Source organism: Mesorhizobium loti R88b (assembly GCF_013170845.1).
Classification (GTDB): Bacteria; Pseudomonadota; Alphaproteobacteria; order Rhizobiales; family Rhizobiaceae; genus Mesorhizobium; species Mesorhizobium loti_B.
In genome coordinates, this window is sequence record NZ_CP033367.1 from 5,959,644 (window position 1) to 5,976,086 (window position 16,443).

Genomic DNA, 16,443 nt, shown 5'->3' on the forward strand with positions numbered 1-16,443 from the left:
CAGGCACAGTGCGATGCCGCCATTGGCCCCTTGAACGGCCAAGTCCGACACGCGTAACATCGCCCCATCAAAACTGAGTCTGCTTCATTCGTCCGGGCTAATGTCCGGATTGGACTGGATATTTCCTTGGCAACGGATGCAACCAGCAGCGCGGGCAAGCGCGGCAAATCATTTGCCCATGTGGCGGAAGCCTCCTGGGGCAAGGGCCTCAGCACCTTGCTGCGTATCGTGCGCATGACGCTGCGCCACCCCTGGCAGGTCGCCATCACCCTGGTGTCGACCTTCATCGCCGCGACGCTGCAGCTTTTCATCCCACGCTTGCTGGGACGCGCCATCGACCAGGCGCAAGGCGTGATGGCCGCGGGCGCCGGCACCGCGGCGGAGCAGGCGCTGTGGAATACCGCGCTGACGCTGCTCGTCGTCAGCATCCTGCGCGGCCTCTTCACCATGGCGCAGAACTATTATGGCGAGGCGGTCGGCCATCGCACCGGTTATGAACTGCGCCTGGCCTTCTACGAGAAGATCCAGCGCCTGAGCTTCGCCTACCACGACAAGGTCCATACCGGCGACCTGATCACGCTCGGGCTGCTCGATCTCGACGGCGTGCGCATGTTCTTTTCCACCGGCATATTGCGCGTGGTGCTGCTTGGCGTGCTGATCGGCGTTGGCGCGTATCTCCTGATCAGCACCGATCTCGTGCTCGGACTGTTGAGCCTCAGCTTCGTGCCGTTCGTCGCCTGGCGCTCCTCGGTGACGCAACTGGCACTGCGCAGCACCTGGCTGACACTGCAGGAGCGGCTGTCGGTGTTGAGCCGAGTGATGGACGAGAATCTCGGCGGCATCCGTGTCGTGCGCGCCTTCGCGGCGCAGCGCCACGAGTTGGCAAAATTCGACCGCGCCAAGCAGGATGCGCTGCAGCTGGCCAATGAACGTGTCGACATCCGCGTCTCCAACACCAGCGCCATGAATTTTTCGTTCCTGGCCGCCATGGGCCTGGTGCTGTGGTTTGGCGGCCAGAAAGTGATTGCGGGACAGATCAGCGTCGGCACGCTGGCGCAGTTCCTCACCTTCATGACCATCCTGCAGATGCCGGTCCGCCAGCTCGGCCTGATGGTCAACTCGTTCGCGCGCGCCTCGACCTGCGGCACGCGGCTGTTCGAACTGCTCGACACCGAACTCGACATCCAGGATGCACCCGATGCCAGGGATCTCGTCATCACCGAGGGCGTGTTGCGGTTCGACAATGTCGGTTTCCGCTATGCGGGCGCGGGTGGCCGGCCGACCCTGTCCGGCATTTCCTTCGAGGCGAGGCCTGGCGAGACAATCGGCATTGTCGGCCCGCCTGGCAGCGGCAAGTCGACCATCGCGCATTTGATCCCGCGCTTCTACGACGTCACGTCAGGCGCTATCACCATCGATGGACACGACATCAGCAAGGTCACGCTGGAATCGCTGCGCAAGGCGGTCGGCGTCGTGCAGCAGGACGCATTCTTGTTCACCACCTCGATCGAGAACAACATTGCCTATGGCAATCCCTGGGCGCGCGAAACCCGCATCGGGCAGGCCGCCGAATATGCGCAACTGCACAACTACATTATCGGGCTTCCGGCCGGCTACACCACGGTCGTCGGCGAACGCGGCGCCTCGCTCTCAGGCGGCCAGCGGCAGCGGCTGACCATCGCGCGCAGCCTGATGCTGCGGCCGTCGGTTCTGGTCTTCGACGATTCCACCGCGGCCATCGACGCCGGCACCGAGCAGCGGATCCGCGCGGCGATGAAACGCTTCGCCAAGGATCGTGTCACGCTCATCATCTCGCACCGGCTGAGCTCGCTGATGCATGCCGACCAGATCCTGTTCGTCGAGGGCGGCCGCATCGTCGAGCGCGGTACGCATGAGGAATTGCTGGCGCTCGGTGGACGCTATCGCGCGCTTTACGACCTGCAGCTGCGGCCGGACGACGATCGGCTCGAGGGAGCCGCATGATGTCGACGCAGCACGACGACGAGAAGGAAGACAAAAGCGGGCGGCCGACCAAGGCGGTTGTCGGCTCGCATCGCGACGAGGAAGAGGTTTTCGGCAAGGCCTATGATCCGCGCATCATCAGGCGCATCTGGAGCTTCGTCAGCCCTTATCAGGGCCGGATCTTCATCTCGGTCGCGGCGGTGCTGGTGTTCACGCTGACGCAGCTGGCGATTCCGCTGGTCATCCGCTACGCCATCGACCATGGCATGGCGGCGGGCAGGCTCGACCATTCGGTAATGATCTCCGCGATCATCGCTTTCACCGTCATCATCCTGATCAACTACGCCGCCAGCCATGTGCAAGAAAGCGTCGTCGGCAAGGTGGCCGAGAATGTGCTGTCAGACCTGCGCCGCGCCATGTTCAGCCATCTGCAGCGCGTGTCACTCAGCTTCATGGATAAGACTGAGGTCGGCCGGCTGATGTCGCGTCTGCAGGGCGACGTCAATTCGATGCAGGAATTCCTCGAGACCTCCGTCATGTCGGTGGGCGACATCGTGCTGCTGTTCGGCATCGTCACCGTGCTTTTGTGGCTCGACTTCCGGCTCGGGTTGCTGACGCTGTCGACCATGCCGGTGCTCTTCATCGTGCGCCTGTTCTGGCTGCCGCGCGCCAAGGTTGCCTTCATGGCCGCGCATGAAACCAACTCGATCGCCAATGGCGCGCTGGCCGAAGGTATCCACGGTGTGCGCACCGTGCAGAGCCTGGAACGACAGCACGTCAATTTCGACCTTTATGACGAGAAGGTGCTGGCCAATCTCAACGCCCATCTGCGGTCGGCCAGATACGCGCAGGTGATGGTGCCGATCGTCGATACGCTGACCGGCATCGCCATGGCGACGGTCATCGTCGTCGGCGGTTCGATGGTGCTGTCGCACAGCCTCGATGTCGGCGTCATGGTGGCGTTCCTGTTCTACATCCAGCGTTTCTTCGACCCGATCCGCTCACTCACCATGCAATACTCAGTCATGCAGCGCGCCATGGCTTCGGGCCAGCGCATCTCCGAAGTGCTCGACGTGCCGGTGGATGTCAGCGACAAGGACAACGCGGTGGCGCTGTCGCGCGACATGGATGGCTCGGTCGAATTCAGGAACGTCACTTTCGGCTACCGGCCGAACCAGCCGGTGCTGAAGAACATCTCCTTCCGCGTCAATCCGGGCGAGACCGTCGCCCTTGTCGGCCCGACCGGATCGGGCAAGTCGAGCTCGATGGCACTGGTGCACCGCTTCTACGATGTCTGGTCGGGCGAGGTCCTGGTCGGCGGGCACGATGTGCGCGACCTCACGCAGGATTCGCTTGGCGACCAGGTGGCCATGGTGCTGCAGGAGCCGTTCCTGTTCTCGGGCACGGTGCTGGAGAACATCCGCTACCACAAGACGTCAGCCAGCCGCGAGGAAGTGGTGCGCGCGGCACAGGCCGTCGGCGCGCATGACTTCATCGAGCAATTGTCCGATGGCTACGACACCGAGCTCGAACAGCGCGGCGGCAACCTCTCGCTCGGCCAGCGCCAGCTGATCAGTTTTGCGCGCGCATTGGTCGCCGACGCCAAGATCCTGGTGCTCGACGAGGCCACCGCCAGCATCGATTCCTACACCGAGATGCTGATCCAGAAGGCGCTGATCAAACTGCTGGAGGGCCGTACCGGTCTGGTCATCGCCCACCGGCTGGCCACCATCCGCGGCGCCGACCGCATCATCGTCTTGCAGAATGGCGAGATCGTCGAAAGCGGCAACCACGAACAACTGATGCAGAGGAAGGGCCTTTACGCCCGCCTCTACAACATGAACTACGCCTCTTTCGACGACATTTCGCAGGAAGAGATGGCAATGGACGCGGCGGTCGGCAAAGCGACGTGAATGGTGCCGTTCCAGCGAAGATCAGCGTATCGGCCGACAATTCAGCGGCGCGCGGAACGACTCGCTAACTGACTGTCGGAAGCGTACAAAGCAGGTGTCGCCAGCCTGTGAATGGGCGCTGGCGATTGAAAGAGTCGATCACGCTTTCGCCCTTTGACCACGGCAGAAGCGCTGCGTTCAGGATCAGCTATTCCTTCGGTGTCGAAGACAAAGATACTGGTCGACGCCCTGCAAGGTGACGAGCCTGTCAGGGCCAGGTTCCGATCGTGGGCGACTGTGCCGCACCAGACACGCCAGGCCAGTTGGTTGCTTGGTGAACCCCGGACATGTTTTCTGAAACCTTTCCAGCGGAGATGACAGGCCAGCGGTTCCTGGGTTGATCATGCCCGATAGGTCCATTGGAACAAGAATGCCATGCGAACGTTGGTGGATGTCACAGTCACAGGATCAATTCACGCCCTACAGGGCAAGAGCGACGAACGGTGAAAACCGCCGGGCGCGCTCATAGGAGGCGCACATGAGTATCACCACAATTCTGGTCATCGTTCTGATTGTTTTTCTGGTAGGCGGCGGCGGCTTCTACGGCCGTGGACGCTGGTACTAGGTCCGGTATGGATAGTCAGCACAACAGCTTCCTGGAGGTTCGCTGGCTTCTTGCCGTACCTCTGTGACTTGTTTTTGCGGTCTTTTGGCCAGCTTCGTCGTTGCCTGAACCGACGCAGTCAGTAAGTCATCCTTCGAGGCTTTCAGGAGCTTTCAAGAGTTGTGGGTTGGCAGTGCTGCCGCCCGATCGGAATCCCTGCTCCAAGGGCCCGCGTCCTCCGCCAGAGGCGCGGGCCTTTTCGTTTTATCCTCGAACAGACCTGATCTGCTCGGCCGATTGAAAGACGATCTTTTGGACCTGTAGGCACTGAGCACAGCGGCGGCGACCCAGCCAACTTAGCTGGCTCCTGCTTGACTGAATACAACCGTGCCATCGTCCTTGCGAACTTCCACCCCGACGATTCCGTCGTTCTGCTTTCGAGCAAGAAATGTCGCCAGCGCGTGATCTCTTGCGGCTCTCTCGGCATCGAAGGGCGTCTTCTCAACGATGCCCTCTTTCCCGTACCAAATCACCATATAGGCCACCGCTAGGACTCCCTCTGCAGGCGCTTCGAAGCTTTCCGGTTGTCTATCCAGTACAAATGCCTGACAAGCTGAAGGCGGCTCACACGGTCCGTACCGGGCGCGCGAAGCCGGAGAAGGCTACACAGCCGCTCGACCAGAAAATTGATCATAGCCCGGACCTTCGCCGGCTGCCATCGCGCCCGGGCAAACAGCGCATAGGCATGCATGAGGCTGGTAGGATGGGTCTAGCTCGAGGGCGACGAGCGCACCGCTGCGCAGATCATAGGACCTATTTGCGCAATCCCCGGACGTGACCGCTGACCTGCACGCCATCCTCAGCGCCCAGATACAAAAATCCGGGAATGGAGATCAGCGGGATGATCGCGGTCAACAGAAACACCTGGTGAAAACGTTCCGGCGTCACGGTGTGGGTTTCGCCTGCAACCAGGCCCAGCACCATGGCGGCGATCGAAACACCCAGCGACACGCTGAGCTGCTGCAGAACGCCGCCAAGGCTGGTGGCGCGGCTGAGTTTTTCGCCCGGCAGGTCGGCATACGACAAGGTGTTGGAGGTCATGAACTGCGCTGAACGGATGATGCCGAACAGAAAGACGTAAACACCGATCATCCAATGCGGTGTATCGGCCCCGATCAGGGCGAAACCCGCCACGGCGGCGGAGCCGACGATCGCGCTGCCGATCAGCACGACACTGAAGCCGAAGCGGCGCAGCAGCGGCGACAGCAGCGGCCGCATAAGCAAGGCGCCGAAGCTGCCGACGAATGTCAGCGAGCCTGATGTGACCGGGCTCATGCCGAAGCCGACCTGCAGCATCAGCGGCAGCAGGAACGGTACGCCGTTGAGACCGACACGGCAGAGACCACCGGCGAGCGTGCCGACCCAGAACGAGCGAAACCGAAACAGCGTCAGGTCGACGGCCGGCGCCACGACGCGGCGCGCATAGCGCCCGAAGGCGAGCAGCAGCAGGACGGAGGCGACCAGGACCAGCACCGTCGCGGAAACAGGAATAATCGGCCGGCCGATGCTTTCCAGTCCCAATTGCAGCAGCGCCACGCCGCATCCCACCATTAGAAATCCGGCGAAGTCGAAGCGCTGCACCGCTTCCTCGTGGAAATCGTCGACGAAGCGCAGCGCCGCCAGAATGCCAACGCAGCCGAACGGCACGTTGACATAGAATATCCACCGCCATGACGCGTAGGTGGTCAACAGGCCGCCGAGCAGCGGCCCGATGACCGGCCCCATGATGGCCGGCAAGGTCATGTAGGTCATGGCGGTGACCAGGCCGCTGCGTGGAAAGCTGCGCAGCAGGATCAGCCGCCCGACCGGCGTCATCATGGCACCGCCCAGCCCCTGCAGGGCGCGCATCGCCAGCAGCATGCCGAAACTGTTGGCCATGCCGCACAATGCGGAGCCCAGAGTGAAGGTGAAAAGCGCCAGCGCGAACACCCTGCGCGCGCCGAACCTGTCGGCAAACCAGCCGCTGACGGGAATGAAAACCGCGAGCGTCAGAATGTAGGTGGTGATCGCAAGGTTGAGCCGGACCGGCGTCGTGTCGAGGCTGTGCGCGATGGCCGGGATCGCGGTGGTGATGATGGTGGAATCGAGCTGCTCCATCAGAAAGGCGATGGCGACGATGATCGGGATGATCAGCCTCAGCCTCGGATCACGCTCGGTGGCAAATTGCGGCTGTTCCAATGCTTTGGCCAATTCCGTCATGCAGGCGGCTTAAATGCTCTGGCCAAAGTGGCGCATCCCGGTTCAAAGACAAGATTGCCTTACATGTGCCAGCCAGCGGGGGCCGGATCGCACGGCCCGTCTTATGGTCCGACAAATAGGTCAAGGGTAGTCATTTCCGCCTCGCTGGAAGTCAACAAATCTTGACCGGTGCCATGGGGGGACAGAGACATCGGCAAGGCAGGCCACCGCATCCCGATGTCATCTCGAGACACTGAGCTCAGCGAGCGCCCGTCCCGATTTCGTGAAGGAACGTGTCCAGTCAGGGGCCGCTTTCCTCCCCATATCTCTGGAGCGGAAAGGAGACATTCCCATGAAAAGGCAACTCGTATTCATCAGTTCTGTCGTGCTGGCCTTGGCCACGAGCGCGATCCCGTTTGCAACCGTCGCGGATGCCGCTGTCGTCAGGCACCATTTCGTCCACTACACCGCCGCCCATAGTGGTGGCGGCCATGCGCACGCCGCGCACGGCGGACACGCAAACGGTGGCAATTGGATCGACCGCGGTTGGACCGCCGACAATTCGACCGGGGATAATGGCTGGATGGACAGCTACTACAATGGCTATGGCAGTTACCGTGGCTACGTCGGCGACTCCTGCGGGACCATCGCCTGGACGCTCGACCTGTGCGGTCCCCATGGCCCCTGATGGCTGACCACGGCGCGCAGCTCTCCGTCCCGATTTCGTGAAGTAACGTGTGCAGCAAGGAGGCCGTTTTTCTCCCATGCGCAGTGTCGCAGAACAAAGTGGAGTAACGCTCATGAAACGGCAATTCGTATTCGCAAGCTCGGTGGTGCTGGCCTTGGCAGCAGGCATGACTTCATTCGCGACCACGGCCGACGCCGCCTTCGTCAGGCACAACAGCGGCGGCCATGCCATGGGCCATTTCCGCGGCGGCCAGTTCAGTGGCCGCAATTTCGGTGGTGGGCATAGATACGCCTTCCGCCGCAGTTATGGACATGGCCGCCATTGGGCTGGTGGCGGCTGGCGTGGCGGCTATTATGGCGGCTACTATGATGACTATTGCGGCCCAGTTCAGCTGGCGCTCGGGCTGTGTGCCCCATACCGCTCCTATTATGGTCCGTTTGGAATCCTCTGATCCCTATCCGGCCGTGGCACCCGCGTTCGGGTGCCACGGCTCCGTCGGGATTAGCAACGTTTGCGCGCCTGACCCTACGCCATTTCGGGACGTCTTGACGCCTCGCGGATCGCCTTGTGAACGCCGCGCTGCAAATCCATGAAGGCCGGGGTTTCCATGACCTCTTCCCGGCGCGGCCGCTCGATGTCGACGTTGAAGGTCTGCATGATGCGTCCCGGGCCGATGCCCATGACGACGATCCGGTCCGACAGATAGACCGCCTCCTCGACATCATGGGTGACGAACAGCACGGTCAGCCTGTGCTCTTCCCAGATCTGGGTCAGCAGTTCCTGCATCTGATGCCGGGTCAAGGCATCGAGCGCGCCAAAGGGCTCGTCCATCAGCAGCATCTTGGGCCGATAGGAAAGCGCGCGCGCGATGGCGACGCGCTGCTTCATGCCGCCCGACAGCTCAGACGGATAGCGGTCGGCGCTTTGCGACAGCTTGACGAGGTCAAGATGCTTCAGCGCGATCTCGCGACAGGCCGCGCGATCGTAGCCAGCGGCCTTGAGGGCAAACTCGATGTTCTGCCGCGCCGTCAGCCAGGGAAGCAACGTGTAGGACTGGAAGACGACGCCACGGTCGAGGCCCGGCTGCAGGATCGGCGCGCCATCGATGCTGAGATCGCCGGCATCGAAATCCTGCAGCCCGGCGACGATCGACAAGAGCGTGCTCTTGCCGCAGCCCGACGTGCCGACCAGCGAGACGAACTCATTGTCGGCAAGATCGAGGTTGATGTCGCGCAGCACCTCCGTGCGCCGCTCTCCTGCGCCGAAGCTCTTGTCGAGACCGGCGATGCGCAATTTGGGAACAGTCATCGGCGGTTCCTCATTGCGAATGGCCATCCTGCCGGAAGAGCACCTTTTCCAGAGCTTTCATGACCTGATCGGTGATCAGACCGAGCAGGCCCAAGAGCAGGATGTAGCCGATGATGGTGTTGGTCTGGAAATAGCGCTGCGACACGGTGATGCGATAGCCCAACCCGGACGTCGCCGCGACGAGTTCGGCCAGCACCAGCCAGGTCCATGCCCAGCCCAGGCTGATGCGCAGCGTATCCCAGATGCCCGGCAAGGCACTGGGCACGACGATGCGCGTCAGGATCTTGCGATCCGGCAGGCCCAGCGTGCGGCCAAGGCCGATGAAATCGGCGGGAACCCGTTTCACATTGTCCATGATCATCAGCACCTGCTGGAAGAAGGTGCCGATGAAAATGATCAGGAATTTCTGCGTATCGCCGGTACCGGCCCACAAGATGGACAGCGGCACGAAAGCGACAACTGGCATGTAGCGGATGAAATCCACCAGCGGCTCGATACCAGCCTCCCAGGAGCGGAAACTGCCGATCAGCACGCCAATCGGTATCGACAGCGCCGAGGCGATGAGGAAGCCGATGGAAATGCGGTACGCCGAGGCCGTGAGGTCCACCCACAGTGTGCCGTCCGTAGCGAGCTTGGCGATCTGGGTCGCGACGCTGCCGGGCGACGGCAGGAAGATCGGCTTCACCCATTCCAGCCCGGTCGCCGCCCACCAGGCAAGGCCAAGCCCGACAAAGACAGCCACCGCGATCATCAGGAAACGAGACCTGGGGATTGGCACGCCGATCCCGGAGGATCGGCGGCGCCTGGCCTGCTTGGTGGCCGCCTTTGGCGCGGGGCGCGCCAAGCCGGTTTTCGCGGGAGGCTCTGCGGACATCTGCGTCACCACCGCGATCCGGGCTTTGTCATTCGGCTGCCTTGACGAAGGACGGGTCGATCATCTGCTCGGGCGTCACATCGGCCTGCAGCAGCTTGGCGTTCTTGGCGGCGGCCTCGACATCGGCGAATGTCTTGGTGGTGAAATCGCCGGTGAGCGCCGTCTTGTTTTCGGCGAGCGAATAGTAGCGCACGCCGTCGAAAGCGGTGTTGAGGTCCTTGACGTCGGAACCGACGGCCTTGGCGATGATGGCGCGGCCACCAGGCGTGTCGGCATTGTAATCCTTGAGCGCTGCGTCCCAGCTCTTAATCATGGCCAGCACCTGGCCGGGCCGCGACTTGATCACCTCGTCACGCACCACCAGCACGTCGCTGATCAGGCCGGGATCCTCGCCGGCGGTGAACAGCAGCTTGACGTCCTTGTTTTGCGCCATGGCGACGGTGAGGTATGGCTCGTAGGTGACGGCGACCGGCACCTGGCCCGCGATCAGCGCGCCGCCGGCGTCGGACGCCGGCATCGGAACGGCTTTCACATCGTCGATCGACATGCCGTTCTTGGCGAGCGCGTATTTGAGCAGGATGTCGCTCGTCGTGCCTTCCTCGAAAGCAACCTGTTTGCCCTTGAGGTCCTTGATGGAGGTGACGTCCTTGCCGGCGATGATGGCATCGGCCGTCATCGAAACATCAAGCAGCAGCACGATCTTCACCGGCAGGCCGGCCGCCACCATGCCCATCGCTGTGTGGGTCGCGATGTTGGCCGCGTCGAGCTGGCCGCTGGCCAAAGCGGCGTTGATGTCCTTGTCCTCGGCGAAATTGACGATCTGAACATCCGACAGACCGTTTGCCTTGAACAGGCCCTTGGCGTCGGCGACATGCCACTGGCCATATCCAAGCCAAGGCTCGATGCCAATCTTGAACGATCCGGCCTCGGGCGTCGTGGGAATGGCCGCATCGGCGGCGTGGGCCGCTGGAGCGGCGGCGAGCCCGATGGCAGCGGCCATCATGAGCGCGCGAAATTGTCCTGCTAGGTTACGCATCATCGTGTTCCCCTTGATGATCAGACCGCTTTTTTACCCAGGCATCCGGTCCGGTGAGACTGCGGGTTTGCGCTCTTGCGGCACGGTGCCTCGGCGTCTTGCCCACCACTTCATGGTGAAGTGCAGAGATATTTCAGCGTCAGCGGGAGCGGATGTCAAGGCTGAAATACATACATGCATATACAAGTTGGGCTGGCACAAATTCCTGTCGATCCGACCCATCAGCGTCCCGCCATCCGCCACGCATTCGCCTGTTGCCGTCAGTTGGTTCTGGAGGGGGAATAGCGGCTGCCGAGCGAGTAACGGCTGCCGGCATAGGTCAGCTTGCTGATCGTCGCCACAACCGCGCCCGTCCATGTGCGACGGTGCAGAAACAGGCAGCAGCTGCCGACATCAATGTTCAGATGCCGTGCCGTCTCGGCGTCGGCCGGGATCGCGGAGATGATGTGCTCGACCTCGGTCACCGGGGTCTTCTGCATGAGGTAGTCATAGGTCGCCGTCGTCGAAAAATCCTGCTTGTCGTAGTCGGGGATCAGGCTCGGATTGACGAAGCGCTCCTCCAGTTGCACCGGCAAATCGTTCTCGAAATTGACGACGACGGAGTGGTAGATCGAGGCGCGCTTGGGGAACTCGAACGACAGCGCGAGCTCCTTCGTCGGCATGACGGTTTCGAGCACAAGGACTTCGGAACGATGCCTGTTGCCGCGCCCGATGATCTCGGCTGCGATGTTGTTGATCTCGATCAGCGTCGATTGCGGCCGGGGCGGCGCGATGAACGTGCCGACACCTTGCAGCCGGATCAGGAATCCCGCCGTGGTCAGTTCCCGCAAGGCCCGGTGAACCGTCATCCGCGACACACCCAGCGAAACCACCAGCTCATTCTCGGAGGGCAGCTTGCGATCCTTGCCCCACCGGCCCGATCCGATGTTGGTCAGGATGTAGTCCTTCACCTTCTCGTAGAGAGGGCTCGCCGTATCGGGCAAATCGATCATTTCAACAGTCCTTCCCGGCAATTTATCGGAAATCACGCCGGCTCAACAGGTTGCCGCATGCGGATGATTGTTTTCAAGCCGTCGCTCTCCCCCGCCAACAGCCGCTCATAGGCAACGGGAACCTCCCCGAGACCGATCTCGCGATCGATCAAGGCGAGCAGCGGTTCGCTCAGTTCCCCCAGCATCTCGATGGCATCGGGCAGTTCGTCGGCGAAGGCATGGCATCCCAGCAACGCGATCTCGCGTTCGACCAGGAGGTTGGGGTCGATGTCGAGACGGCCATGGAAGATGCCTACCATCGCCACCGCGCTGCCGGAATCGAGAACGCCGAGCAACTGAGTGAACGCCGCGATGCTGCCGGTCGCCTCGATAGCCGCCAGCAAAGGTGTATTGCCGGTTGCGGCGGCAATGGCATCGCGGTCGAGGTCGACAATTTTTGCGCCGGTTACCCGCGCCACGCGGGCAGAGCGCGCCTGGTTGCGGTCGGCGACAAGCACGGTACCGGCGAATGTTCTAGATAACAGCAACGCGGCAAGACCGCCGATCGGCCCGCAGCCGACGACCAGCACGGAGCCTGCCGTCTTCGGCAGACGCCGCACCGCGTGCAGCGCCACGGCAAGCGGTTCCGCCATTGCCGCGACACATTCGTCAATCGCCGCATCGATGACATGCAGCAGACGCGCGGGCAACACCGCCTGTTCGGCGAAGCCGCCGTCGCAGACTTCGCCGACGAAGCCCAGCGACGCGCAGAGATGGCGCCTGCCGGCACGGCATTGCGCGCACTCTCCGCACCAGAAGCGGGAATCCGCAACTACCCTGTCGCCGACGGCGACGGTGTCGACGCCCGCGCCGAGCGCGACCACGGTCCCGGTCAGCTCATGGCCGGCCGTCGAAGGCGACCGGCTTATCCATTGGCCGGTGCGGAAATTGTGCAGGTCCGAACCGCAAATGCCGGCGGCATCGACCCTGAGCTTCACCCAGCCGGCATCCGGCGCGCCCGGCGAAGCAATCTCCTCCACCCGCAGATCGCCTTGTCCATAAAGCCGTACCGCCTTCATCGCATTCGTCTCCGTTCAGCCGGCGAGGTAGTGGTCTCGGATTTCCGAGACCGCGTTCTCATGCGAGCTGAAGCCCTCGTAGCGGGCGAGCCTGCGGGCGTGCATCGCCAGTTCAGGATAGGCGGCCGAAGTGACATAGCCGACCGACGAGCGCTTGACGAAATCCGTCACCGAGAGCGGCCCATAGGTTCGCGCCCAGCGGCTGGTCGGCAGCACCGCATTAGGCCCGAGGACGAAGTTGGCCAGCGTCACCGGCGTGTGCGGGCCCATGAGGATTTCAGCCGCTTCTGTGATGTGCCCGAGATGCGCGAATGGCTCCTTCGACAGGATCTCCAGATGTTCGGGGGCATAGTCGTTGATGAAGCGGTAGCTGTCTTCCAGCGACGCGGTCAGCACGATGCCGCCTCGCTTGCCGGTCAGCACCGCGCGCGAGAACTCCACGCGCTGTTCGGTCATGCGCGACCAGTGTTCGGGAAGTGCGGCGAGTGCAGCTTCGGCAACCTTGCGGCTGTGCGTCACCAGATAGGCCGAGGAATCCGGCCCGTGCTCGGCTTCAATCAACAGGTCGAGCGCGGCAAGGCCGCCATCGACACTGTCATCGGCAAAGATGATGGCTTCCGACGGGCCGGCCGGAAGACCGGTGTTGATGATCGAGGACAGGACGCTCTTGGCCGCCACCACCCATGGACTACCGGGGCCGACGATCTTGAGCGCTGGCTTCACCGTCTCGGTGCCATACGCAACGGCGGCAACAGCCTGGGCGCCGCCGCATTTGTAGACGGTGTGCACGCCGGCAAGGCGAGCGGCAACCAGCGTCGCCGCATCCACCGAACCGTCCGATGTCGGTGGCGTCACGATGGCGATCTGCGGCACGCCGGCGATGACAGCCGGGACCGACGTCATCATCGTCACCGACGGAAAGGCGCCCTTGCCGCGCGGCACGTAAAGCGCGACGGAAGCGATCGGCGTGTATCGGTCGCCGGCATAGGCGCCCGGCCGGACTTCCTTGAGCCACATCGTCTCTGGCTTCTGCTCCTCATGGAAACGCCGGATGTTGTCGATGCCGAAGCCGATGCTTTCGACGACATCCTTTTCGACCTTGTCAAAGGCCGCATCGAACTCGGCTTCCGACACCTTCAGCCCGCCTTCGGCGACGTTGGCCTTGTCGAGTTCCCTGGCGAAACGGATCAGCGCGGCGTCGCCCTCGTCCCTGACGGCCTGAATGATCGGGCGGACCTTTTCGACGAAAACCGACAGATCACCCTCGGCGCGTTTCAGCAAATTGGCCCGCTGGGTGGCATCGAGGGAAGACAGATCGTGGAAGCTGATGTCGGACATGGGTATTCCTCTTTGTTGGAACGCAGCGTGCCGGCCGGTCATAGTGCGGAAGATTTTGATTTCGAACCTATGGCGGGCCGCCTCAAATCGATGCCAGGAAGCCGCCGTCCACCGGAATGGACTGGCCGGTTATGTAGGCTGCCGCATCCGAAGCAAGGAACACGGCGACACCGTGCAGGTCGCGGAGATCGCCGAAACGATGCTGCGGTATCTTCGCCAGCATCGACTGCTGCCATGCCTCGTTGCTGTAGAACACGTCAGTCATCGCCGTCCTGAAATAGCCCGGGGCGATGGCGTTGACCCTGATGCCGAGATCGGCCCACTCGGCCGCCAGCGCCCGCGTCATGCCGAGCAGGCCCGACTTCGACGAGCCATAAGGCACAGCGGTCGGAATGCCGACTTCGGAAGTCAGCGAGCATAAGTTGATGATGGCGCCTGATCGCCCGGCGTCCCGCATCTGCCGTGCCGCGGCCTGGGCGCAGAAGAAGGCTCCCTTGAGATTGGTGTCGACGATCCGGTCCCACAGCGCCTCATCGACATCGAGCGAAGGCCGGACCTCTTCCATCCCGGCATTGTTGACGAGGATGTCGAGACCGCCAAGCAGGCCGGCAGCCTCGGTGATGGCCGTCCGGCAGCGGCCGACATCGGTGACCTCGAGGGCAACGGCATGCGCCACCCCGCCGGCCGCGCGTATGGCCGCTGTCGTGTCATCGAGGGAGGCCAGGCTGCGCGCGGTGACCGCGACGTCGGCGCCGGCTGCGCTCAGCGCCTCGGCGATGCTGCGCCCAATGCCACGGCTGGCGCCGGTGACCAGCGCTTTCCTGCCGGAGAGGTCGAACAGAGAAGCGTTGCGCATGTGATCCTCCTTGGCCGCTTCGGCTCCGTTACGCCGAGACTATCAGACCGACTTACATATACAAGCATGTACAAACAACTTTGAGCGCGATGGTGGTGTCGTTTTATGAGCCTGTCGCAACTGTTGTGATTTCCCGAAAGCCGTGCTGAATTGCCTGGCACGCACCCGGCACGATATTGGACGGTCTGCCGTTCCCACATGGAGTTTCCCGCAGGTGGCGCTTCCCCTTTCGCCCGATGGCTTCAGCCCGGCCTTTCTGATTTGCATTGCTTTCGGTCGCAGCGACAATGCCCAACATGCTTGAAAGCAACCCGCCCAAAAGCCTCTACCGTGAAACGGCGGGCGCCACCGGCAGCTACCCCGCCCTTGCCGGCGCGCAGCGGGCAAGGGTCGCCATTGTCGGCGGCGGCTTCACCGGCCTTTCCACCGCCTTGCATCTGGCGGAAGCCGGCCACGACGTTGCCGTGCTCGAGGCCCGCCAGCCAGGCTGGGGTGCGTCGGGCAGGAATGGCGGCCAGGTCAATCCCGGCCTCAAATACGATCCCGACACGATCGAGGCGATGTTCGGCCCTGAGCTTGGGCCGCGGATGATCGATTTCTCCTATGGCGCGCCGGATTTCACTTTCGGTCTCATCAGGCGCCTGTCGATCGCCTGCGAGGCGCGGCAGAACGGCACCATACGCGCGGCGATCCGGCCAAAGCCAGAAGCCGCGGTGCGGACCACGGTCGAGCAATGCGAACGGCGGGGAATGCCGGTCAGCATGCTGGATGCACGGGCGATGGCGGCGCGAACCGGAGCCGACCGCTACATTTCAGGCATGTTCGACGCCCGCGGCGGCGACCTCCATCCCTTGAAATACACAATTGGCCTGGCCGCCGCCGCGCAGAGCGCCGGTGCGCGGATTTTTGGCGGCAGCGAAGTTCTCTCGCTGCGCAGGGATGCCGGACGATGGCTCCTCAAAACCGCGAGCGGCTCCGTCAGCGCCGAGAAGGTTCTTATCGCGACCAACGGCTACACCGGAGCCCTGTGGCCGGGCCTGGAGCAGTCCCTGGTTCCGGTGTTCAGCGCGATTGCCGCGACCGAACCGCTTGCGCCTACAGTAGCGGCCTCGATTCTCCCTCAAAGACCCGTCGTCTACGAATCCGGCTACATCACGGTGTACTACCGCATCGACGCCGAGAGGCGCCTGCTCATGGGTGGCCGCGGACCGATGAAACCCATCGAAAATGCTTCCGCCATCCGCTACCTCACCGACTATGCGCTGCGGCTCTGGCCAGCACTTGCGGGAACACGCTGGACACATGCCTGGAACGGCCGGGTTGCGATCACCAAGGATCATCTTCTGCACATTCACGAGCCGGAAGACGGCGTGCTGATCTGCCTTGGTTACAATGGCCGTGGCGTTGCCATGGCCTCGGCAATGGGCGCCGCCCTGGCGCAGCGCCTGCGCGGCGACGAGACGTCGCCATTTCCCATGCCGATATCGCCGCTGAAGCCAATCCGGTTTCACCGCTTCTGGCCAGTCGGGGTGAAGGCCGCGATCCTTTCCGGGCGGCTGAAGGACCGTTTCGGCCTCTGACGCCCAGAGCTGCCGTC

General features: G+C 62.8%; 14 protein-coding genes. 5 read left to right on the forward strand and 9 right to left on the reverse strand.

The window, feature by feature from the left end; all coding sequences use genetic code 11:
* The first annotated feature begins 126 nt into the window (after window positions 1-126).
* Window positions 127-1,983, forward strand: a complete 1,857-nt coding sequence (locus EB235_RS29165; RefSeq protein ID WP_027033934.1) for an ABC transporter ATP-binding protein — start codon at window positions 127-129, stop codon at window positions 1,981-1,983.
* On the forward strand, window positions 1,983-3,875 hold the full coding sequence (locus EB235_RS29170) for an ABC transporter ATP-binding protein (RefSeq protein ID WP_080681092.1): 1,893 nt from the start codon (window positions 1,983-1,985) through the stop codon (window positions 3,873-3,875). The genes EB235_RS29165 and EB235_RS29170 overlap by 1 nt, the downstream gene beginning before the upstream one ends.
* 939 nt (window positions 3,876-4,814) lie before the next feature.
* Here EB235_RS29170 and EB235_RS29175 read toward each other — a convergent pair.
* Both EB235_RS29175 and EB235_RS29180 read right to left on the reverse strand, forming a co-directional pair.
* On the reverse strand, window positions 4,815-5,003 hold the full coding sequence (locus EB235_RS29175) for a hypothetical protein (protein ID WP_027033932.1): 189 nt from the start codon (window positions 5,001-5,003) through the stop codon (window positions 4,815-4,817).
* A gap of 268 nt (window positions 5,004-5,271) precedes the next feature.
* Window positions 5,272-6,717 carry a DHA2 family efflux MFS transporter permease subunit gene (locus tag EB235_RS29180; protein ID WP_027033930.1) on the reverse strand — a complete coding sequence of 482 codons (1,446 nt, stop codon included), beginning with the start codon at window positions 6,715-6,717 and terminating at the stop codon, window positions 5,272-5,274.
* Window positions 6,718-7,048: 331 nt separating this feature from the next.
* On the opposite strand from EB235_RS29180, the gene EB235_RS29185 reads away from it, so the two are divergent.
* Together EB235_RS29185 and EB235_RS29190 are read left to right on the forward strand one after the other, a co-directional pair.
* Window positions 7,049-7,384 (forward strand): hypothetical protein, encoded by a 336-nt coding sequence (locus tag EB235_RS29185; RefSeq protein ID WP_027033929.1) that lies wholly within the window; start codon window positions 7,049-7,051, stop codon window positions 7,382-7,384.
* A gap of 112 nt (window positions 7,385-7,496) precedes the next feature.
* Window positions 7,497-7,835: a hypothetical protein gene (locus EB235_RS29190; protein WP_032926047.1), complete on the forward strand. Its 339-nt coding sequence runs from the start codon at window positions 7,497-7,499 to the stop codon at window positions 7,833-7,835.
* A gap of 74 nt (window positions 7,836-7,909) precedes the next feature.
* Here the strand turns inward: EB235_RS29190 and EB235_RS29195 are convergent, their stop codons facing one another.
* From EB235_RS29195 to EB235_RS29225, 7 genes are all read right to left on the reverse strand, one after another.
* The gene (locus tag EB235_RS29195) at window positions 7,910-8,692 is read right to left on the reverse strand and encodes an ABC transporter ATP-binding protein (protein WP_027033928.1); all 783 of its coding nucleotides are present in this window, start codon (window positions 8,690-8,692) and stop codon (window positions 7,910-7,912) included.
* 10 nt (window positions 8,693-8,702) lie between these two features.
* Entirely contained in the window at window positions 8,703-9,566 is an 864-nt protein-coding gene (locus EB235_RS29200; RefSeq protein ID WP_027033927.1) for an ABC transporter permease, read from the reverse strand.
* A gap of 28 nt (window positions 9,567-9,594) precedes the next feature.
* Window positions 9,595-10,602, reverse strand: coding sequence for an ABC transporter substrate-binding protein (locus tag EB235_RS29205; RefSeq protein WP_027033926.1), 1,008 nt, complete (start codon window positions 10,600-10,602; stop codon window positions 9,595-9,597).
* Window positions 10,603-10,862: 260 nt separating this feature from the next.
* The gene (gene hutC, locus EB235_RS29210; RefSeq protein ID WP_027033925.1) at window positions 10,863-11,594 is read right to left on the reverse strand and encodes a histidine utilization repressor; all 732 of its coding nucleotides are present in this window, start codon (window positions 11,592-11,594) and stop codon (window positions 10,863-10,865) included.
* A gap of 32 nt (window positions 11,595-11,626) precedes the next feature.
* Window positions 11,627-12,652 carry a zinc-dependent alcohol dehydrogenase gene (locus EB235_RS29215; RefSeq protein WP_027033924.1) on the reverse strand — a complete coding sequence of 342 codons (1,026 nt, stop codon included), beginning with the start codon at window positions 12,650-12,652 and terminating at the stop codon, window positions 11,627-11,629.
* 15 nt (window positions 12,653-12,667) lie between these two features.
* Window positions 12,668-13,990 (reverse strand): histidinol dehydrogenase, encoded by a 1,323-nt coding sequence (gene hisD, locus EB235_RS29220; RefSeq protein ID WP_027033923.1) that lies wholly within the window; start codon window positions 13,988-13,990, stop codon window positions 12,668-12,670.
* Window positions 13,991-14,072: 82 nt separating this feature from the next.
* The gene (locus EB235_RS29225) at window positions 14,073-14,846 is read right to left on the reverse strand and encodes an SDR family NAD(P)-dependent oxidoreductase (RefSeq protein WP_027033922.1); all 774 of its coding nucleotides are present in this window, start codon (window positions 14,844-14,846) and stop codon (window positions 14,073-14,075) included.
* 296 nt (window positions 14,847-15,142) lie between these two features.
* Between EB235_RS29225 and EB235_RS29230 the strand changes: the two genes are divergently transcribed.
* Entirely contained in the window at window positions 15,143-16,426 is a 1,284-nt protein-coding gene (locus EB235_RS29230) for an NAD(P)/FAD-dependent oxidoreductase (protein WP_027033921.1), read from the forward strand.
* The last annotated feature ends 17 nt before the right edge of the window (window positions 16,427-16,443 follow it).